Source organism: Pedobacter insulae, from assembly GCF_900113525.1.
Lineage (GTDB): Bacteria > Bacteroidota > Bacteroidia > Sphingobacteriales > Sphingobacteriaceae > Pedobacter > Pedobacter insulae.
The window spans coordinates 230,294-252,684 of sequence record NZ_FOPP01000005.1; the positions used below are offsets into that span (position 1 = coordinate 230,294).

At 38.6% G+C, this 22,391-nt stretch carries 15 protein-coding genes; 11 read left to right on the forward strand and 4 right to left on the reverse strand.

Annotated elements, in window-relative coordinates; all coding sequences use genetic code 11:
• Window positions 1–777: an LOG family protein gene (locus tag BM207_RS10475; protein ID WP_090993714.1), complete on the reverse strand. Its 777-nt coding sequence runs from the start codon at window positions 775–777 to the stop codon at window positions 1–3.
• Window positions 774–1,664, reverse strand: coding sequence for a universal stress protein (locus tag BM207_RS10480; protein WP_090993716.1), 891 nt, complete (start codon window positions 1,662–1,664; stop codon window positions 774–776). The genes BM207_RS10475 and BM207_RS10480 overlap by 4 nt, the downstream gene beginning before the upstream one ends.
• Window positions 1,665–1,860: 196 nt before the next feature.
• Here BM207_RS10480 and BM207_RS10485 point away from each other — a divergent pair, with 196 nt between their 5' ends.
• The 3 genes from BM207_RS10485 (at window position 1,861) to BM207_RS19260 (ending at window position 3,956) form a co-directional block, all read left to right on the forward strand.
• Window positions 1,861–2,262, forward strand: coding sequence for a hypothetical protein (locus tag BM207_RS10485; protein ID WP_090993719.1), 402 nt, complete (start codon window positions 1,861–1,863; stop codon window positions 2,260–2,262).
• Window positions 2,259–3,557, forward strand: coding sequence for an acetyl-CoA hydrolase/transferase family protein (locus tag BM207_RS10490; protein WP_090993721.1), 1,299 nt, complete (start codon window positions 2,259–2,261; stop codon window positions 3,555–3,557). The genes BM207_RS10485 and BM207_RS10490 overlap by 4 nt, the downstream gene beginning before the upstream one ends.
• 327 nt (window positions 3,558–3,884) lie before the next feature.
• Complete coding sequence (locus tag BM207_RS19260) at window positions 3,885–3,956, forward strand: four-helix bundle copper-binding protein (protein WP_245768082.1); 72 nt, start codon at window positions 3,885–3,887, stop codon at window positions 3,954–3,956.
• Window positions 3,957–3,988: 32 nt separating this feature from the next.
• On the opposite strand, the gene BM207_RS10500 is transcribed toward BM207_RS19260, so the two are convergent.
• The gene (locus BM207_RS10500; RefSeq protein ID WP_090993950.1) at window positions 3,989–5,737 is read right to left on the reverse strand and encodes an APC family permease; all 1,749 of its coding nucleotides are present in this window, start codon (window positions 5,735–5,737) and stop codon (window positions 3,989–3,991) included.
• Window positions 5,738–5,953: 216 nt separating this feature from the next.
• Here BM207_RS10500 and BM207_RS10505 point away from each other — a divergent pair, with 216 nt between their 5' ends.
• The 8 genes from BM207_RS10505 to BM207_RS10540 all read left to right on the forward strand — a co-directional run bounded on the left by BM207_RS10505 (window position 5,954) and on the right by BM207_RS10540 (window position 20,410).
• The gene (locus BM207_RS10505; RefSeq protein WP_245768078.1) at window positions 5,954–6,529 is read left to right on the forward strand and encodes an RNA polymerase sigma factor; all 576 of its coding nucleotides are present in this window, start codon (window positions 5,954–5,956) and stop codon (window positions 6,527–6,529) included.
• A 72-nt stretch (window positions 6,530–6,601) separates the two neighbouring features.
• Window positions 6,602–7,729, forward strand: coding sequence for a FecR family protein (locus BM207_RS10510; RefSeq protein ID WP_090993725.1), 1,128 nt, complete (start codon window positions 6,602–6,604; stop codon window positions 7,727–7,729).
• Between the two features lie 200 nt (window positions 7,730–7,929).
• Entirely contained in the window at window positions 7,930–11,385 is a 3,456-nt protein-coding gene (locus tag BM207_RS10515; protein WP_090993954.1) for a SusC/RagA family TonB-linked outer membrane protein, read from the forward strand.
• A 9-nt stretch (window positions 11,386–11,394) separates the two neighbouring features.
• Window positions 11,395–12,861, forward strand: a complete 1,467-nt coding sequence (locus tag BM207_RS10520; protein ID WP_090993727.1) for a RagB/SusD family nutrient uptake outer membrane protein — start codon at window positions 11,395–11,397, stop codon at window positions 12,859–12,861.
• 11 nt (window positions 12,862–12,872) lie between these two features.
• Window positions 12,873–13,613: a DUF4843 domain-containing protein gene (locus BM207_RS10525; protein ID WP_090993729.1), complete on the forward strand. Its 741-nt coding sequence runs from the start codon at window positions 12,873–12,875 to the stop codon at window positions 13,611–13,613.
• Window position 13,614: 1 nt separating this feature from the next.
• Entirely contained in the window at window positions 13,615–15,177 is a 1,563-nt protein-coding gene (locus BM207_RS10530) for a PKD-like family lipoprotein (RefSeq protein WP_090993731.1), read from the forward strand.
• A 21-nt stretch (window positions 15,178–15,198) separates the two neighbouring features.
• Window positions 15,199–17,808 (forward strand): zinc-dependent metalloprotease, encoded by a 2,610-nt coding sequence (locus tag BM207_RS10535; RefSeq protein WP_090993733.1) that lies wholly within the window; start codon window positions 15,199–15,201, stop codon window positions 17,806–17,808.
• Window position 17,809: 1 nt separating this feature from the next.
• On the forward strand, window positions 17,810–20,410 hold the full coding sequence (locus BM207_RS10540; RefSeq protein WP_090993735.1) for a zinc-dependent metalloprotease: 2,601 nt from the start codon (window positions 17,810–17,812) through the stop codon (window positions 20,408–20,410).
• A 93-nt stretch (window positions 20,411–20,503) separates the two neighbouring features.
• Here BM207_RS10540 and BM207_RS10545 read toward each other — a convergent pair whose 3' ends face one another.
• A complete protein-coding gene (locus BM207_RS10545; RefSeq protein ID WP_090993737.1) occupies window positions 20,504–22,384 on the reverse strand; it encodes a tetratricopeptide repeat-containing sensor histidine kinase in 1,881 nt (626 codons plus the stop codon).
• Window positions 22,385–22,391: the final 7 nt, after the last annotated feature.

Genomic DNA, 22,391 nt, shown 5'->3' on the forward strand with positions numbered 1-22,391 from the left:
CTACTCGCCCAATATTCTGAGCCTTCGGAAACTCTGCCTTCTTTTCTCTGCATGTTTAGCAAGAGCTATTGCCTTGATATGCTGAAGGGCATCTTCAACAGAATCTGTAAAAAGTAATAGGTCAATATCTTCCTCTGAAATCATTTTGTCTTTGAGCATAGAGCTGAAAAGCGGTTGCAATGGTTCCCAAAATTTTGTGCCGAACAGGATAATAGGGAAGTCCAAGATTTTTTTTGTCTGAACAAGTGTGAGTGCCTCAAAAAATTCATCTAGCGTCCCTATTCCCCCCGGCATGATGATGAAGGCATCAGAGTATTTGAACATCAGCACTTTTCGAACGAAGAAATATTTGCAGATGAACCATTTGTCAAGGTATGGATTTGGCTGTTGCTCTTTTGGCAGGCGAATATTGCATCCAACTGATGCACCGGCGTTCTCTCTTGCGCCCCGATTGGCAGCTTCCATTATACCGGGACCGCCACCGGTGATCGTAGTGAAACCCAGTGCTGCAAGTCCAGAACCGATCTCTCTCGCACTTTCGTAATACGGCGAATCTTCCTTAATTCGGGCAGAACCAAACACTGCAACGCAAGGCCCCAAAAAGTGGAGCATTCTGAAACCTGAAATAAATTCGATAAGCACTTTAATGGCAAAAACCAGTTCTTTTAATCTGGACCGTGGGCCTTCCAAGAAAATTTTTTCGCTGTCCTTTAGAGGAGAGATTGCAGCGGCCGTTTTTAAATTCGACTGTTCTGCCAATGTTTCAGCTACTTTCATATTGGCATTGGCTTAGATAAATCGTTTAAGAAATTCTGTGGGAAAATAACCATGGGGAGTTTCTGGTGGCGGATAAGCTTTGAAGTATGGGTGTCATTTAATAGCTTCCAGCCAAAAGAATGTGGATTGTGGGTAATTCCGATCATATCAGCTTGAATTGATCTAGTGAATTCATTCAAAGTTTTGACAACATTTCTCCCCTTAAGATTTGTAAATGTGATGTTTCCTTCTCCAAGCAAAGCAATGTGATGTCCGAATTTTTGTACTTTATCCTCTTCTATAAAGTCTGGAACGAATACTGGTTTTGATACATGACAAACATGGATTCTGAAGCCAAATGCTTTTGCATATGAGCGCATCAATCTGAGCGCGATGAGATCCTCATTCTTTAAATCTGTGGCAAATACAAAATCTTGGATTAAAAACCCCTTATGGTTTCTTGGCATAATTAGCATCGGGTAATGTATCTGTTTAAGCAATGGCTCAAAGTCGATTGCTGAAAAAATAAGTGGAAGAGATGTTTGGTGGACACCTATAACCAACATTTCAATCTGGATGGAACTATTTAGGTTTTTAAGTGTATGACCGATGGAATCAATAGAGGAATGGATGGTGATATTAGGCTTTTGTTCAACAACATTTCTGGTATTAATAAGCCTGCGCAGTCTTCTAGCTTCTTTTTTTAGGCCACTTTCGCTTGTTGAAGCAATGAGCGACGTATCGACCATTGTTCTTCCTTCTCCTTCCATTGAAAAGACTGCAAACGGAATAAGATAGGAGTTCAATAGCAGGATATCTGCTCTAAGTTGCAAGGCAATGTCTACGGAGGCGTTTGCGGCATTACGCGCTGCCTTTGAAAAGTCGGTAAGTACAATTATTGTTTTCATCTCTTTCGGTTTAACATTTGTGAAGTTCCACAAAGCTGTGTATAGAAATTCTGATGACCGTCACTTATAAAAATGATTGTTCACTGTTATAAATGAGTTGTGTTAAGGTGTGATATATATCAGCTATTTACCTATCAAAAGTCACTATTTAGGTTGGGGATTACATTTACTTTTGATTATTAACTATTTTTTAATCATGGAAATAAACCCAGATCTACAGTTGTCCTCAGAACTTCAGGAACTGTACCTTGAAAATAAAGAGTGGAGGTCGCAAATAGATTTCCTTAAAGACGAATATCGTTTTTTCACAAAATTATTTGCTGCTGACAAGCTGGCCGCGATGAAGCATGCGCCTGAAAAGGTCGAAATGATGGGGAACAGTCTTGACTTGCTGCATCAAAAAATAAAAGACTTAGAAAGTCTCACCAGCGAGCATCAGCACTTGATTGAATCCATTTTGACCGAACCTAAACAACACATAGGCTTTGAATTGATAGAACAAAATGCGTCGATTGGGACTAAAATCAAATTTTTGTTTGAATCTGATAGAGCAATTAAAAAAGATCTTTTCGAACTGGTAGAAGGGATTAAATTATGAACGACCCCATCTATATTTCGGAAGACCTTGCTTTGGAAGTAGTGAAATCTGGCAACCGTGTTTTTATTCACGGTGGCGCAGCTACCCCCGTGTGCTTGGTGAAAGCACTTCAGAGAAGGCATTTGCAGCTAAAGAATGTGGAAATTGTTAGTATAACTACTTTAGGCGACGTCAATTTTGATCACCCAGCATATAAGAGCTCTTTCTTTCTCAATTCACTCTTTGTGTCACACGCCACAAGAAATATTGCTAATAGTGAAAATGGCGATTATGTGCCAATTTTTCTCAGCCAGATTCCACAACTTTTCCGCAAGAACATTCTGCCAATTGATGTGGCTTTGATTCAGGTTTCTCCGCCAGACATGCATGGCTTTTGTTCTTTGGGTACTTCAGTGGATATTGCGCGAGCTGCGGTTGAAACAGCAAAGTATGTGGTTGCTCAGGTTAATCCCTTGATGCCAAGAACACATGGCGACGGCTTTGTGCACATTAGCAAGATCAATTCAATGGTTTGGCAAAGTGATGCGTTGCCAGAGATAGACTATTCGGGACAATTAAGCGAGACCGTTCAAAAAATAGGATTCAATGTAGCTTCGCTGATAGAAGATGGCGCAACTCTCCAGATGGGTATCGGCAGTATTCCCGATCAGGTACTCAAAAATCTAACTAATCATAAGGATTTGGGAGTGCATACAGAAATGTTCTCTGACGGTATTATTCCGCTGATTGAAAACGGCACAATTAATAACAGTAAAAAGAGGCTGAACGTTGGGCGATCTGTAACTTCCTTTATTACCGGAACACGCAAGCTCTATGATTTTGTGAACGATAACCCTTCTATCAGAACAATGGCTATCGACTATGTTAACGATACTAGTATCATAAGACAGAACCCGAAGGTAACTGCAATCAACAGCGCAATTGAGATAGATCTTACCGGACAGGTCTGTTCTGATTCGATGGGTACCTATCAGTATTCAGGAATTGGTGGCCAAATGGATTTTATCCATGGGGCCTCTTTGTCTGACGGTGGCAAGCCAATAATTGCAATTCCCTCCCAAACCAATAAAGGGATCAGCAGAATCGTCCCCTTTCTGAAAGAAGGTGCGGGGGTAGTGACAACACGTGGGCATGTGCATTGGATTGTTACAGAATACGGCATTGTCAATTTGTTCGGAATGAGCTTAAAGCAAAGAGCAAAGGCACTGATAGCGATTGCACATCCGAATCACAGGGAGATGCTTGAAAGATCATTTCAGGAAAGATTCGAATTAGGACGGATAGATGTTTGTTAACCCCGGATAATATTCTTTTTATAAAACCATATCCTTTTTAGATGGTTGTTTTATAAAAACAATTTTATTATGGGATATCATGAATGGAAATCGTGCATTGATGCCTGCCTACAATGTGCGGCCGTATGCAATCATTGTGCAGCTTCCTGCACTCAAGAAGATGATGTAAATATGATGGCTAATTGCATTGCGTTAGACATGCAGTGTGCTGCTGTTTGTTATACGGCGGCGCAATTAATGAGTATGGGTAGCGACAAGGCTAAAGCCATGTGCGTTATTTGTGCCGAGTTATGTGAGGCCTGTGGAAACGAATGTGGTAAGCATGATATGAAACACTGCCAGGAATGCTCACAGCTGTGTTTGGCTTGTGCTCAAGAATGCAGAAAAATGGCAGCTTAATATTTTCTCTATAGCTGTTTTGGGTGATTATTTTACATGATAAGACGTACGCCGCCAAGTTCGGAAATATGATAAGGAAATTTATCGCTGGGTGAACCAATGAACATGAAGTTTTTTGGTATCGCCCATTTTTTCGAGAGCTCATCGATAATTTCGGGGCTAAAAGTTCCCTCGATCTCTATAAAGTCAATGTCAATCTCAGGATAAGCACGGTCCAACACTTCAATGTCGACTTTAAGATGGTCGTTATTGCTATCTTTGTTTGCTAGGTGGACAATTTTGATTTTTTTAGTCACCTCATTCTCCTGCACATAGATCATCACGCTGTTCAATACCGATACATTGTCTCCACGTGTAAAAAAGACCAGTTCTTGAGACACGACACTTACTAATAATCGATGAAGGCGGAGATTGCCGAAGAAAGTCTTGCGCAGCGGATCGCTTATGTGTCTAAGGGAATAGATGAGCCACTTAATAATCACCGCCCGGTTTAACATAATCACAATGATTGCAATTGCCGGTATCAGGTATTTGATGAATACATAAAAGGACACGATGTTAAGTTTCATGTTGCCTAAAAAGGCTGCCACTACAAAAAGAATGGCAATGACTACTGAGATGACAGTCGCCCGTTCTGGTCTTGGGAGCTTTCTTCTCTTTGTTTTTAAGAGGAGGTTGCCAATGCCGAAAAGGGCCATTACCGCTAGAAATGAAAAAGTATATACCCCAGCCAAACTCCCCAGATCACCTCTGGTTACCGCTAAGATAGACAGGCAGAGTATAAAGAAGCCAATGATGATCCGATAGTTTACTCCGCGTTTATTTTTCTGAAGTAAGGAATTGGGCAGCACCCTATCCAGTGCTATCCGTTCTGTAAGGCCGCTTACACCCACGTAGGAGGTTAAAACGGCACCGCCTAAAACTAGCACCGCATCGATGGAAATAAGATAGCCTAACCAACTTCCTCCAGCTGTTTGGGCAATGAAGGAAAGTAAGGATTCCTTATGCTCATTAATAATCCCCATTGGTAAGATGGCAAGGGCTAATATGGCAATAACAGGGTTGAAGAAAGTAACTACTGCCCACATGTTACGCAAGGTTTTTCGGAAAACGCCCTTTTTTTGCTCCTCTACAAAATTGGCTGAACTTTCAAATCCAGATATACCCAACATTGCTGCAGAGAAGCCTAAAAACAGCGCAGTGACTATACCACCTGAACGAACGGGCATATGCCAGTTCTGTTTGAAAATTGACAAGCCATTATTCGCTAAAAAAAGTACGCAGGTTATTACCAGCAGAGTGAGGGAAACCAAGTGTAAAATAAAGATGAATACTGCAACATTAGCAGATTCTCCGATGCCTATAATGCTCAGGATCATAAAAATAGCTAACACCATCACAGTTGCAGCAATAACTGGCAATGCGGGAACGATGTCATGAAGATAATGCATAGCTTCATACGCTGATATAACTGCCGTAGCCATGTATGAAAGTATGGTAAGGCAGGCGGCAAAAGACGCCGTTTGCTTAGTAGTTGTATTTAAAAGTACATTATAGGCTCCACCGTTCAATGGCAAAGCCCCAACAACCTCTCCGTATATTTTCCTGAAAAGAAATAATACCAGCCCAACTACTAATAGCGAAATCCAGGCAAATTGCCCGGCATAGGCAATAGTAAGAGCAGATACATATAAACAGGAGGATGAAATATCATTTCCGCAGATTGATGTTGCCTGTAATTGGGATAGTTTATGGTGCTGGGAAGTAACGGGCTTTGACATAGCGGGTCGGAAAATATTTAGACTTAAATTTACCATTGTTAGGCTTACAATCCAACAAAAAGAAGGGTTAAATGTTTTTAGCAAGTAAATGTATGAAGGCTTATTACACATTTCTCCTTTGGTAAAAAAACGCTACCTTAGTACAATAAAGCGAACTTGCCATAATCTTAATGGCTGAAATCTTGTGTTTCGTTCTCGATAATTAATTATTTCAAAATGCGTAAGATGATCGATTATGATGGGCTTTCTGACCATAAACTTACCGAGTTGCTGTCGGAAGAGGATCGAATTGCTTTTGCTCAAATATTTAAACGCTACAACAAGATATTATTAATTCACGCGTACAAGAAGTTGGAACAGCAAGAGGTTGCAGAAGATATAGTTCAGGAAGTTTTCTCTATGCTTTGGCAAAAAAGAGGAAGCATAAGTATTTCTACCAATTTAGCTGGTTATCTATACGCTTCCGTAAAAAATAAGGCATTAGATGTAATTGCCCGTCGAAAAACCGAGGCCCTCTACGTCGACTCACTTAAACACTTTGTAGGAAGTGGGGTTGCGCTAACTGATCATTTGGTGAGAGAAAGACAGATGAAGGAAATTATTGAGCGAGAGGTTAGCAGACTCCCAACGAAGATGAGGAGAGTATTTGAGCTAAGTCGAAGTCAGCATCTTAGTCATAAAGAGATCGCCTCTGAATTGAAGTTGAGTGAACACACCGTTACAGACCAGATAAAGAAGGCATTAAAAATATTAAGAACAAAAATGGGAATGTGTTTTTTTCTTGTTTTGTAAAAAAGATAAAATTTTTATCCCCCCTTCACTCTACTCAGTCGTCTTGTTATTTGTAAACACTATAAGTGAATAATGACAAGTAAAGAAGCTAAAAATTTATTGAGCAAATATGAGCAGGGGTTATGCAATGCAGAAGAGGTAGCTTGGATTGAAACATGGTACATTCAATTAAATGAGGATAAGCAATTAAATCTTAGCTCCGATGACCTGGATAGATCAGAAGCTAGGATGATGCGGGCTTTAAATATTCAAGAAAAACCAACGGTGACATTATGGAAAAAAGTTGCTGTTGCTGCATCAGTGTTGGTGGTTTCGACTTTAACGTGTTATTTTTTGGCGCCTAGAGCATTTTTACAGGACTCCAACCCCACTCAAATGGTTAACAAAACTATAAAGCCAGGAGGTAATAAAGCGGTGTTAATTTTAGCTGATGGTCGTGAGATTAATTTAGAAGAAACGGCCAGTGGGAAGTTAGCGGAAGTATCGGGCGTAACGATTATCAAAAAAACATCGGGTGAAATCATTTATGATTTAAAAAGCGCTGAAGATGTTGGGGATTCCAAAACCAGGTATCATACCATTGCAACCCCTCGGGGAGGAACATATCGGGTATTATTAGAAGATGGTTCTAAAGTTTGGCTCAATGCGGCTTCAAGTATTAGGTTTCCTGCCTCATTTTCACAAGCAGAGCGGATAGTGGAACTTAAAGGGGAGGCTTATTTTGAAATTGCTAAAAATCCTGTACGCCCATTCACGGTAAAAGTAGAAGGTCAATCAATTCAAGTATTAGGAACAAAGTTTAACGTAAATGGCTATCTAAATGAGGCTGAGCTGGCAACCACCTTGCTCGAAGGAAGTGTTAGGGTGTCTAATCAAGTTGGGAATGTGATATTGAAACCTGGTCAACAATCTCAAAGTACGATTAACGAAAAGATAAAATTGAGAGAAGTTGCTCCAGAAGAGTTCTTGGCATGGAAAGATGGGATGTTTAATTTTAACAGAGCTGATCTTCAAACTGTTCTACACCAATTTGAACGTTGGTACAATATAAATGTAAAATTCGAAAAAAATGTTCCAGAAATATTTTTCACTGGGAAAATTTACAGGAATTTAAATCTTGATGACGCGCTAAACAACCTCACCTTTTTAGGAGTGAGATTTAAAATAGAAAACCGAAACGTAACCGTATTATCCAAATAAACAATTAACCAAACTAGAACCACTAAACCAAAAGCTATGTTAAGAAGAGTACTCGTCAATTAGAAAAAGAAACAGGTTAGTTCATGAATCCACGAAAGTGTTACGAGCACTTCCGTGGAAATTGAGTTAACCCATCGGTAATAACAACCGATAAATAAATGATTATAGGCATAATCCGTAACCCAACATTCACAAACTTAATGAAATTTATCAAAAGTAATACAGGGTATTCTGTACTGCAGAAAAGCCCGTATAACCAAATTTTACGCACCATGAGATTAACCGCTTTATTGGTCGTTTTGTCAATCATGCAACTTAGCGCAAAAAGTTTTGGGCAAATTACCCTGAACATGCAAAAAACTTCAATTATAACGTTAACCAAGGCCATCGAGGCACAAACAGACTATGTGTTTCTTTATAATGAAGACAAGCTGCCGAATGATAAGATTACTATCAACGTCAAAAATGCTTCAATTGATGAAGTGTTATCAAAGTATTTTAAAAAAGTAGGGATAGACTATCGAATTGTGGATAAGAATATTACTTTAAAACCTACGGCTGACATTACATCGAGGCAAGTTACACGTGAGGTTTTAAAACAAGTAGTAAATGTTCGAGGAACAGTAAGGGATTCTCTAGGCAATCCATTAGCTCAAGTAAACATTAAATTAGAGAATAACACGAGCCCGACCTTGAAAGCTGTCGCCATTACAAATGCCGATGGTTTCTATCAATTAACCAATGTTCCGGAAGGGGGAGTAATCGTGTTTTCTGCGATAGGCTATTTGACTAAAAAGGTCACCATTCCAACGGGAGGTGATATAAATAAAACGATCGACGTAGTTTTAAAACAGGAAATCGTCGGATTAAAAGAGGTGACCATTAACACAGGTATTTATACGCGTAAGCTAGATAGCTATACAGGCTCGACATTAGTTATTAAGGGTGAAGATTTGAAAAAGGTAGGTAATGCAAACTTCTTTCAATCTTTAAGAAATATTTCTCCGTCGATGGTATTGGATAATTTTGCTGCGGGTGCTAACCCCAACACCATGCCTGATATTCAGTTGAGAGGTACTTCAACATTTCCTATAAATCCTGATGAATTAGCAAGCGGTTTAAAGGGAAATTACGTAAAAAGCCCTAATGAACCGTTATTCATTTTAGATGGCTTTGAAACCAACGTAGAGCGAGTATTCGACCTAGACATGAACAGAATTGAGAGTGTAACTATTTTAAAAGATGCCGCTTCGAAGGCAATTTACGGGGCCAAGGCAGCCAATGGTGTGGTAGTTATTGAAACAAAGAAGTTAACCAGCGGGAGTGCTAGGGTAGTCTATAACAACGCTGTAGATTTAGAGTTGCCAGATTTAACTAGTTACAATTTAACCAATTCGATAGAAAAGTTGGAAGCTGAAGTTATCGACGGCTTTTATGTGCCAAGAACAGCCTCTGATCCGGCAAGTCATATTGCAGGTCAGCAACTTTACAATGCTCGAAGGAAATTGGCTTTAGAAGGGTTGGATACTTACTGGTTAGCTAAACCATTGCAAAATGGAGTAGGGCAAAAGCATGCATTATCTGTTGAGCTAGGTGGTACAAATTTGAATATCATTGCCGATGTTGCATACCGTAAAGTGAGTGGCGCCATGATTGGATCAAATAGAGAGAATATTTCCGGAAATATTAGTACTTCTTATAGATTAAAGAGCCTGTTATTTCGAAATATAATGTCTGCAATTAGTAATATGGCCGTTGAGTCTCCTTATGGAACTTTCTCAGATTATGCGAGAATGAATCCTTACTGGAGATCGGAAAACCCAGATGGCACTATTCCTTTTTTAGCGGAAATAAATACGGATGGTACCACCGTTGTAAACCCACTTTATAATTCTACTATAAACTCTAATAACAGTACACAATATTTTAATTTCATTAACAATTTTTATCTTGAGTGGACGGTTTTACCGGGTTTAAGAGCAACAACCAGATTGGGTATTGATGTGAAAAACAGCAAAGCTGATGAGTTTTATCCGGCGGGTCATACTCGTTTTTCAAATTACTTTGGTCCTGATCAGTTGTTGCGTAAAGGTTCTTATCAAGTTAACAACGGAAATGGGAATTATTTATCAGGCGATTTAAATATAAACTACGCAAAGGAAATTAATAAGCACGTTATCTTCGGAAACTTAGGTTTCAATGTCAGTGAGCGCAAAAACACCGAATTGATTCATCTTGTGGAAGGGTTTCCAAGCGATAGAATGGACAACATTATATTTGCAAGAGGTTATAGGTTTGAGTCCAGACCAACAGGGGTGGATAATATCAATAGAGAGTTAGGTGTACTAGGTGCGCTGTCATACATGTATGATAATCGTTTCTTGTCTGATTTCACTTTCCGTAGTAATGCCTCTTCACAGTTTGGAGCAAACAAAAGATGGGCAAATTTTTGGAGTTTAGGTTTAGGTTGGAATTTGCATAATGAAGCTTTCTTAAAAGGTAGTGACCTTTTTAAGACGTTTAAATTGAGAGGTTCACTGGGTGCGACCGGAAACTCAAATTTTGCCAGAAATAATGCTATTGCTACTTATACCTATTATCAGAACGCATTTTATCAAAACTTCCCTGGTTCTTCTCTAGCGTCATTAGCTAATCCTGACTTACAATGGGAAAGTAAATTTGACTACAATGCCGGAGCAGATGTGAGTATTGGTAATTTAAACCTTCGGTTTGATTATTATCAAGCATATACAGAGAACTTAATTGCGAATATTTCTACGCCTACATCTACCGGTTTTAATACGGTTAAAGATAATTTAGGCAGGGTTAAAAATACTGGAGTAGAATTATATGCTTCCTATACGGTGTTTAATAAAGGGGGCAATTTTTTAAACTTAAATTTTGGACTGGAGACGAACAAGAACAAGATCGTTCGCCTGTCTAACGCGATGAAGACTTTCAACGAAAACATGGATAAAATCGCAGCGGATCTTGGAAATAGTAAACCTGTAAAAAGATACGAAGATGGCATGTCTATGAACGCAATATGGGTAGTGCCATCGCTAGGCATTGATCCGGCTACAGGTAAGGAGATTTACGTAGATAGAGAAGGTAATACAACGTTCGTTTGGAATGCTAATGACATGGTGGTGGGTGGAAATTCTAATCCTGATTTTCAGGGGACATTCGGTTTTTCTGGTGAATATAAAGGAATTGGATTGAGTGTCGTTGCGCGTTATTTAGGTGGGGGTCAACTGTATAATCAAACTTTGGTTGACCGTGTAGAAAACGCTCTTATGAATTACAATGTTGATAAACGCGTTTTAACTGGTAGATGGACAACGCCTGGGCAAGAATCATTATTTAAACGATTAGGTCAGTATAATATTCCTTTGGGTAATGGTTCGTTCACATCGGCGCAAGAACAAACTAGAGCAACTTCACGCTTTGTACAGGATCGTAATGAAATTGTGGTTTCAGCAGTTAATTTATACTATCAATTCAACCAACAGTTTACTAGACGCTTAGGGATGGAAAGATTAAAAGTTGGTTTTAACATGAATGAGTTAGCCACTTTTTCAAGCATTAGGTTGGAACGTGGTACCAATTATCCATTTGCTAGAACATTATCATTCAACTTATCTGCAACGTTTTAATTAAATAACATGAAACTGAATAATAAAATTATTTTCACAATTCTATTGGTTGCATTGTTTGCTACCTCTTGTAAGAAAGGGTGGCTTGATGTGACTTCATCTTCAGAGATTAGAGCCGAAGATCAATTCACTTCTGAGTCTGGCTTTAAAGATGCTTTAATAGGAGTATATATTGGCATGACTGATAGGTCTTTATATGCAAGCCAACTAACTTGGGGTGCTATGGATTTGATTTCTCATCAATATCAAGCATATCCAGCATCAGCAGGATACTTTCAATTCCAAAATCACAACTACCGCTCAACAGAGGCTACGCCGCAGGTAGACGCTATTTGGAACAAGACCTATAATGTCATAGCCGACATTAATAATGCCTTAGGACATATCGATAAAAATAAGAGTGCGCTCAATCCTATTAGCTATTCGATTATTAAAGGTGAATTGTTAGGCCTAAGAGCATTTCTACATTTTGATTTGATGAGGATTTACGGCCATGGTAACATTTCTGGACGAACAGATTTGTCTGGAAAATTAGCGATCCCTTATGTAATGGTATTCGACAAAGTCACCACACCGCAATTATCCTACAACGAAACTTTTGCGCTATTATTAAAAGACGTCGAAACTGCATCTCAGTTATTAAAAGAAGATCCCATTTACAATAACCCAAGAAAGCCCAGCACCTATTACGCGGAAGTAAACCGTGATGGCTTTTTTAACAACCGAGAGCAACGCATGAACTATTACGCATTAAAAGGATTAAAAGGAAGAGTATTACAATGGATGGGAGGCACGCAAAATTTAGCTGAAGCAGCACTATCGGCAGAAGAGGTTATCCAATACAGCGATGCAAATCTAGCAACCTCAACCGCTGCGGCTACAGACCCACGTTTATATTCGGAGCATTTATTTAATTTAAATGTAATGGGTCTTGAGGATATTATAAATAGATATTTAAATGCTAATGATGCTACAAATAACGATGCATTGCTAATTTTACCCCAAACGGCACAAACGCTTTATGAAACGTCTAATCCTAATATTGGATTGGTAGATATTCGTTATAATACCTTGTTAGCCAGCGGAAACAGGGGTTTGGTAAGTATTAAGCTCAAACAAGTTAGCGCCCAACCGCACCTAAATATTGTTCCATTAATGAAGTTACCAGAAATGTACTATATAGCAGCTGAAAATTACATTAAAACTAATCTGCCGAAGGCCATAGCGTACTTAAATATTGTGCGTAAAAGCAGAGGTATCATTCAGGATATTGCGGCTAACTCTACTCAGCTTCAATTAACCGAAGAATTAACGAAAGAATATCGCAAAGAATACATAAGCGAGGGGCAGTTATTCTTTTATTATAAACGATTAGGGTTCACTACCATTCCTAACTATACGGGTGTAGTCAATGACAACATTTATGTGTTGCCATATCCTCAGGCAGAAATAGAATTTGGACAAAGGAGACAATAAAAGTAATTACAATGAAAAAAATTCAAAATCATTTTCGCTTAGTCATCATGGTGATGATGGGCATTGTATTTCTAGGATGTGAAAAAAAAGATATCGCTGGTTTCTCGGCGGCACCTGCGGTAAATTTCACTAGTAAATCAATGGTTTATTCGTTCTTGACTAACCCTCAAAGCGAGTACATTCAGAACATCGAAGTTCAAATAATGGGCAACGTTGCAGACGTAGACCGCACTTTTTCTGCAGAAGTTATCAATGATTCAACAACAACAGCTACACCTGATCAATATGAGGTAATAGGAGGAGTAATCCCCGCTGGGAGTTTGATGGGCAAATTGGCTGTAAAGATCAAGAATAGTACGGCGTTAAATACCAAAGAAGTATTCTTAAAATTGAAACTTATTGACGGGTTGGATTTAAAAGCTGGCACCAAGGAAAACATTACTTATGTGCTGGGCTGGACCAATAAAATAGTGGTACCTACAACTTGGACTTACTACAATATATTTTTCGCTACAAAAAGCACCCAAGTTTATCGCTTAATTCTGCAAACTACAGGGATAGCGAGTTTAACAGCAGCTCAATATTCGGCAATGGGAGGCGAGGCCGCAGCAATAGCAGCGGGCACTAAATTTGGTGATTATGTTAAACAATGGAATTTAGATCATCCGAATGATCAATTAAAGCATGACGACGGCACAGCTGCTGGTCAAGTAATTGTACCTAAGTACTACACAAAGTCTAAATACAACTAATATGGAAAAAATTAAGAATATAGGTTGGCTGCTTGTTTTAGTGGTGGCCTTGACAACCTCTTGTAAAAAGGACTTGAGCACATTAGACGTAAACCCAATTGCAGGGGTATCCTTAGATAAAGACGGGGCTACCACTTTATCAGTAACTCAGTTTGATCGTTTAGTTGTTAATCCGAAGATAGATTTTAACGGTGCCGACGAAAATAAATTTAAGTTTCAGTGGAAAGTAACATTGTCCAACAACGATACTACTTCTAGTGTATTAAGCAACACCAAAAATTTGGACGCCGAGATATCGATGGTTCCTAGTGCAACCAATCAATTTTATACACTAGTTTTTACCGCAACAGATAAAGACAATGGTTTAAAATACATTACTAGCTGGCCCTTAACTGTTTTCAGCTCTATAGGCGAGGGATTAGTTGTAGCTACTACTGCAGATGGCTTAAGTACGGATTTAAATCATATTATGTCGCCCTTGGTAACGTCTAATTATAACAATGAAAGTGTGAAATTTAATGTTTACTCTGGCGCTAATAATAAAGCGATTACTGGTTTGGTAAAGCAAATGCGATTCACAATTGCTCTTAGAGCGAGCCCAAGAGCCGTTGTAAATACGCTTTTTGCTATAACAGATAATAGTTTAACAAGAATTAACACCGTAGATTTTAGTCTTGCCGGTCAAAATGGAGATTTATTTTATACACCAAAAGCTTCATATAATTTTCAGGCTCTTAGTGGTAAAAACCAGGCAGATGTTTTTATTGAAAGCGGAGGATTAACGATAGCTAATCATGGCATAACTGATAAAATTGCAATTCCATTTGATATTTCAGGTAATATTTCGAACGTATTTGCAATTAATCGTATCAGTAATAATTCAGGGATTAGCTTTAGCTTTTATGACGAGACTAAAGGAAAGTTTATGTATATCCCTGCCATCTCCACGTTAAGTTTTCAGGATCGAAATGTCTATACTCATCCAGATCAAAACACAGCAGTGTTCAACCCTGGGAATTTGCCCAATAAAGTAAATGTTGCCGCTGGCGTAGGACAAGGTGAAGAACTTGTTCATATTTTAAAAGATAAAACAACAGGTAAATTTAACTTATATGTGTTTGATAAGGGATCGTCGTCTTCTTCACCAGCTGTAGCGCCAGTACCAAAGTCGAACTTTGAGTTAAGTAATGCCCCAGGTATTGCTCAGGCTACCAACTTTGTAATTTTGGATAACCAACGTGTTATATATTACACTTCAGGTAATAAAATTTATGCTATTTTATATGGAGGCGCTTCACCAATCTTCGAAGAACGTTATACCGTTGCTACTGGAGAAAGTATTACTACATTGCAAATTTATCAGCAAAGCGACTACCCTTGGGGATCAACTTTCCTTCCAAGTAATAACAATCAGTTAGTAATGTCTACCTACGGAGGCACTGCAGGTACAGGGAAGGTATATATTTTACCAATGATTAATTTAGGAGTGGGAAATATTAATCAAAGCGCCATTAAGATCTTCACAGGTTTTAATAAGGTCACTGCCATTACTTCTAATAAATAAAAGCTAATCACACTTACACAAATGATAAAAAAAGTATTATTGCCATTATTAATAACAGGAGGGATTTTAATCTCTCCCGATTTATTTGCACAGGACAAAAAGGTTGAAAAATCAGATTCAATAACAAGAGCAAAAGCAAAAGCAGACAGCATTAAGGCAGCTCCCAAACAAGGATATGCAACTTTATTAAAAAACCCAAAAAGAGCAGCTAAAGGTTTTGTAAATATTTACCATGTAAAAGAAAAGCTTTATATGGAAATTCCGGTTGGACTTTTAGAAAAAGAGATGTTATTGGCCTCTACCATTTCGGAAACGAGTGATAACTTAAATGGGGTGGTAGGTTCTAAACCTCAAGCTCCCATCCAGGTTCGTTTCCAAAAATTGGATTCGACAATATTACTGACCAAAATAATCAAAGACGCTATCGCACCCCAGTCTGATTTAAATCTGATCAACGCATTGAACAAAAATAGTGCAGGAGCCATTATGGAAAAATTTCCAATTAAGGCTTTTAATCCTAAAGATAGCGCAATGGTAATTGATATGACAGACTTTTTTCTGAACGACAACAAGTTGCTGTCTCCTTTCGGGATGTTCAGAATGAATGTGGGTGGAACACTAAAAAGTACGGAGTCATTTAAAAAAGATCGTTCATTTTTAGGTGAAATCAAGTCTTTCGATGATAATGCCACTATCAAAACACATTTAAGTTACGAATACACCCTACAGCAGGCAAACACAATCTTCGCAAAAGATAAGCCTTTTACTACCGTAATGACCCACTCATTTTTACGTTTACCCGATCAACCGACTAGACCGCGTAAATCTGACACACGTGTGGGTGTTTTCTATACAAGTAAGTATAAATTCTCTAATGATGTGAACAAAACTGAAACAGTCTATTACGCGAATAGGTTTAACCTGATTCCAAAAGATATTGCGGCATATAAACGTGGGGAAAAAGTAGAGCCAGTTAAACCTATAGTTTTTTATGTAGATAGCGATTTTCCATTAGCGTGGAGAGAAACCGTAAAGGGAGCTATTAATGACTGGCAATTAGCTTTTGAAGCTATTGGGTTTAAGAATGCAGTTATTGCATTGGACTATCCAAAAAATGACCCATCTTTTGACCCTGATAATCTAAAGTATAATTGTGTACGATATTCGCCTACTCCAGTGGCTAATGCGATGGGACCATCATGGGTTGATCCAAGGTCGGGTGAAATTATCAATGCGTCCGTATATGTATTTCATGATATTGTGAAATTGTTAAATAACTGGATGTTTGTTCAAATAGCACCAGCCGATGCAGAAGTAAGAAACGTTACCTTGCCTGAACAATACAAATTGGACGGAATTAAATATGTTATTCGCCATGAAATAGGTCATTGTTTAGGTTTTATGCATAATTTTGGTGGTTCATCATCTATTCCAGTTGAGTCATTGCGATCGGCCTCCTTCACTAAGAAATACGGAACAACTTACTCAATTATGGACTATGCCAGATTTAACTATGTGGCACAGCCAGGAGATAAAGAGCGGGGTGTGCAGTTATCGCCACCAACATTTGGCTTGTATGATTATTATGCGACCAAGTGGAATTATCAATGGTTTGATCAAAGAGAAGTGAGCGCATCGAAGGAAGAAGAGATATTGGCTAAAATGGTATCTGAAAAAGCCGGTGATCAAAGATATCGCTACGGTGCACAGGGCAAAGGACTTGATCCGTCCTCGCAAAGTGAAGATTTAGGAGACGACGCAGTTAAAGCTTCAGAATACGGTGTAAAAAACCTGAAATACATTATGTCCAACCTCAATAAGTGGGTCGGTAAACAGGATAACGATTTCGAGTATAGGGTCGAAATTTGGGATAGTATCCTTTCTCAATTGGTAAGATACATTAACCACGTGAATGCGAATGTGGGGGGAATCATCACTAATGAAAAGTTAGTAGGGGATCCGCAGCCTTTGTATGAAGTGGTATCTCGGGAAAAACAATTAGCGGCTTTAAATTTTATCGTTAAGATGCATGAAGATTTAGACTGGTTAGAAAATCCTGATGTCTTGAAGAATCTACCATTAATGGGAACGCCCTCAACCTTGTTGAGAACTCAAATTGCAGAGGCATTGATGCAAACTCCAAATGCGGTCCATTTGTCTTCATTGAAGTCGAAAGAAAAAAATCCTTTCACCCCAGAGCAGGCTGTGGATATGATGTTCGATCTTGCATGGAAATCTGCGAAAGAAAATAAAGTGCCCACTGCTGCGCAAATTGCCTTGCAGAAAGCGTTTCTTAAGACAGGGATTGCTACAGCAAAACTTGTTCCAGCAAATAGGACAGCATTTCATTTAGTTGCAGATCAAGAAGTAAATTTAGTTCATGATTGTAATTTAATTCATCCCAATGATAGATCATTCTCTAAAACAGGTGAAATAGGCATAATGGGAAGGACGTCAGTTAACTTTAATTTAGCCCCAAGTTTGGAAAGTGTATATTTTGTGAAGTTGAAACAGTTGAAAGATATCTTAGAAACTGCTGTTAAAGATAGTACGGATAAAAAAACAAATGCACATTATCAGTTAATGCTAAGTCAATTAAATAGAGTTTTAAACCAAACAATAGGTGGATAAGATGAAAAGATATAAACTCTTATTAATGGCTTTGCTAGTAGCATTTGCAGCACAAGCCCAAACCAAAAAGCCCGATACTCAAGTAAAAACGAATACAACAGCTGTGAGTAATGCAAAGAAAAAAGATTCGGTAAAGACGTTAACGCCTTATGAGAAGATTTTTAAAAACAAAGCTGTGAAAACTGAGAAGGGTATGGTGACTATGCACAAGATAGATGGAAAAGTTTATTTTGAATTTCCTAATACCTTATTAAATAAGCCCATGTTGATGTCGTCGGTAGTGGAGACTGTAAGTAATCCGGGCGACTCTTATGCCGGTTTTCAGGCAAGAGCCCCATTGAATATTTATTTTACCGCTTTAGATTCTACAATTTATATCAAAACAGGGACTTATAATTACAGTTACGACCTTAACGACGAGGGAATAAAAAGAGCTTTGGCAAAAAACGCTAGTGATCCTGTAATTGCTGCGTTTAAGGTGATTGCTGGTTCTCCTGATGGAAAAGCGGTGGTGTTTGAACCTACCAGTTTTTTTGTAAATGGACATCGCTCTACGGATCCATTCAAACCAGTTTCGGGTTTGTATGGACGTAGTAGTAGTTTTAAATCAGACAAGTCGTTGCTGAACGATATTGAAGCATTTAGTGATAATATTACCATCTCTAGTTTGTTAAGTTATGCGGTAACCTCTTCTTTTTTTGGTTTTACATCTGAAGAGGGTAGGGCAGCTACGATTGCCGTTAAACGTACGCTAATGCTGTTACCTGAAAAGCCAATGCAGCCAAGGCTAAATGATCCCAGAATTGGTGTCGCTTTTACTAAATTCAATCAATTATCAGGTTTGGATAATGGCATGAAAGAAGTTTATTATGCTAATCGTTGGAACTTATACCCTAAAGGAACTGCCGTTATAAAGCAAGGCACTTTGGTTGAACCCGCAAAGCAAATTATATTCTATATCGACAATCAGTTTCCAGCAACGTGGATTCCATTCATTAAAAAAGGTGTGGAGCGGTGGAATGATGCATTTGAAAAGATAGGCTATAAGAATGTGTTAGTAACCAAGTTGTATCCCAACAATGATCCGGCTTTTGACCCTAATAACATTAAATACAATTGTATTAAGTATGTGCCCAGTAATAACCAGGACTTGTTAGCTTCAAATTGGGTAGACCCAAGATCTGGAGAAATTTTAAGCGCTTCGATTTTAGTTAGTCAAGGTATTGCTGATAAGATTACGCAGGACTTGTTTTTACATACTTCCGCTGCTGATAAGCGGATGCGTACAGCTAACATTTCAGTTTCAGCTATGGGCGATGCCCTGACCTACATGATCATGCAAAAAACGGGTCAGAATTTAGGATTATTGAAAAATTATGGAGGTTCCGCTTCTATTCCCGTCGATTCTTTGCGGTCAGGTACATACACACGGCAATATGGTATTACCAATTCGGTTATGGACGATGCAGTCTATAATATTGTAGCTCAACCAGGCGATGTTGAGAAAGGTGTAGTCATGACTCAAACTAAATTGGGACGTTATGATAACTATGCAATTGATTGGTTGTATAGGCCAATTTCTGGAGCATCAACTCCTCAACAAGAAAAAATTGTACTAAGCCGATTAATTACAGAAAAGATTGTGGATCCAACCTACCGATATATTAAGATTTCGACTAACGGCATAGCGAATCCCCAAGGTTTGGCCGATGATTTAGGAGATGATAAAGTGAAGTCGCTGAGATACGCTTATCAAAACTTGCAGTATGTAATGGAGCATATGAATAGTTGGGTAGCGGAAGACGATGTAGATTATACTTTTAGAAGTACCAACAATTTTGCCATTATCAATATCAAATTCTACTGGTATTTCACGCAATTGCTGGCCAACATTGGAGGTATGTATCAGCACGAACATTTTGAAGGAGATCCGATGAAAGCTTACGCTGCCGTTCCACGTGATATTCAGCGCAACACTTTGTTATATACGCTAAATGTTCTAGAAAATCTTTCATGGTTTAACAACGAGGAGATGGTACAAAATATGGACGCTATAAATGGTAATGCTTCTGACTATATGCGCCGCATTTTATTCCCCCATATGTTGCGATGGGTAACCTTTGTGGGCTATGCTGAAAGTAAAGACCCAGCACAGAGCTATACGCAGGAGGAATGTGTGAAAGATATTTTTGACTATGTGTGGAAAGATGCCGTGGATGGGAAAGTGACTTCTCCAGAGAAACTTTCCATGCAACAAGCGTTGGTACAGACGCTGATCAGTTCTTCTACTGTGAACGATATTCCTGGTGACAGTCGCAAAGGTAGCGGCAGTTTCACAGATGATGAGATCACTTTTTATAGTATGATGGCTAGTAGATCTCAAAATAAAAAAATGGTAGGTGCCGAAAAGGTTGCAGCATATGGTACTGATGCCAGGATTTTATATCAACCAAATGACATTAGTCATATTTGGTACGGTTGGTTAGTTGAAAACCAAATCATTTTGGAGAAGTTAGTGAAGAATTATCAGGGAGCTGAAAAAGCCAATTACGAGTATATGTTACTACAAATAAACAGAGCGTTAAAGGCAAACAAAGTATAAAATGTTAGGTTAGTTAAGTATGCAATGTATCATCAATAAAATGATGGTTTTGGTTGGATAATTATGTAATTATCCAACCTTTTGCTTTGATCATTAAGCGTTTATTATTACCACGGCGGTGGTTCCCATATTGCCATTTTTCATAATCTTAAAGTCACCACCGATAGATTTCACACGTTGCGCAATGCTATATAAACCTTGGCTTCCAGTTTCTGCTGCACCGTTGTACCCAATTCCATCATCAGATACTTCAATCTGCAGGCCATTGGGGTGCTTACTAAAAGTAATTTCCGCATTTTTTGCCTCAGCGTGTTTGAGGATGTTATTAACTAATTCTTGGATTACTCTAAAAAGCATTAATTGTAACTGCCTTGAGAGGTGATTGACTTCTGAATTTTTCTTACGTGTTACCGTAACCTTTACCATTTGGATTTGGTTAAGCTCGGCCGCAAAATGCTCGGTTGCTTTTACAATCCCATCCTTTTCTAACACAGCTGGAAATAAGTTATGTGCTATATGACGAACATCAGCATGTGTGTTTTCTAAAAGACCACTAACTTTTAAAATTTGTTCCATTTGTTTTTCCTGAGGAAGGTGGGGGATGGATTCCAAACTCAGTTTTGCAGCGCCAATCATCGCCGCCACTCCATCATGCAATTCATGAGAGATTCGGTTTTTCTCTCGTTCTTCCCCTACAATAATTGCGTTTAAAATAGTATTTTCTTTTTCTTGTTGTAGCCTTTTCAGTTTTAGTTTTTGTGCTTTCCGATTGTAAATGAAAACTGCCCCTAGCATGGAAATAAGGAACGCCGATCCTAAAGTTATATCGACTAAATTAGACCGCTGTTTTTGGATCTTCAGCTTCTGCTCAGCAATTTGCTTTTCTTTCTTTTCGGCTTCGTATGCCACCAACAACTCTTGTAAGGCTTTTGGGTTGCCTGTAGTAATTTTTTCTCGAAAGTATCTGTCAGCCTCCTTAAGGTGGATATAGGCCTTTTGGGTGTTTCCTGATTGTTCGTAAGCCAAAGAAAGATGTCTGTTCAAAGTATATAGAATATCATCATTATTTACCAGTTTTGCTTTTTGAAGGGCTTTTACTGCGATCAAGATCACTTGTTGATAATCTTTTAATTCCAGGTAAACTTTAGATAATGAAGTTAGGGAGGCCACTTCTGTGGGGATTTGGCGGGTTTGCTCTGCTAATGCTACAGCATCATTAAAGGAGCTGATTGCTTTTGTATAATCTTTTTCGAAAAGATAGATCTCAGCTAAGGCATAAGCCGAGAGAGACTTGCCAAGAATATTATGGTATTTTTCACTTAAGGCCAATGCTTTTCTGCTTAGCGTTTTAGCCTCTGCTTTTTTGTTTATATTGATGGCAGATACTGCGCTAATAGCTAAAGCTACTGGCAAATAGACTGTGTCGTTTTTGAGCGTAAAGTTCCTGCTCGATTTTTTTGCATAATCATAGGCTGATGAATAATCCAGCCGGCTCAAAAATATATTGGCAATATTAAACTGAATTCTTGCAGCGCCTTCGAAATCCTTTCTGCTGTCAAATATGGTTAAAGTACGTTTAAAATACCGAATGGCTTTTTCTTGTTGAGTCTGGTAGGCATATACCGATGCTAAAAGATTATAGTACCTAGCTGCTGCAACGCTGGTTGTGTCGAGGTCGGCTTTTGTCAACTCTATATTCAATAAAGAATCCGCAGTTTTCAACCTGCCGCTTTGAATAAGATATTTAAAACGACTAGTGTTATAAAAATGTCGGGAAGCGATATTTTGATATTCTTTGGGATGTGATAAGATGACGCTGTCGGAAGTCGCAGACCCGGGCGCCAGGCCTTGGAAGAGTTGCACTATTTCCAATGAATCTTTTGCGGGTAATGATGGCTCTCCTGTGGTTTTCTTCAGGGTACAAGAATTGTTAAATAGTATAAAAATTAAAAGGATTTTGAGATACGTTTTCATAGGGCGA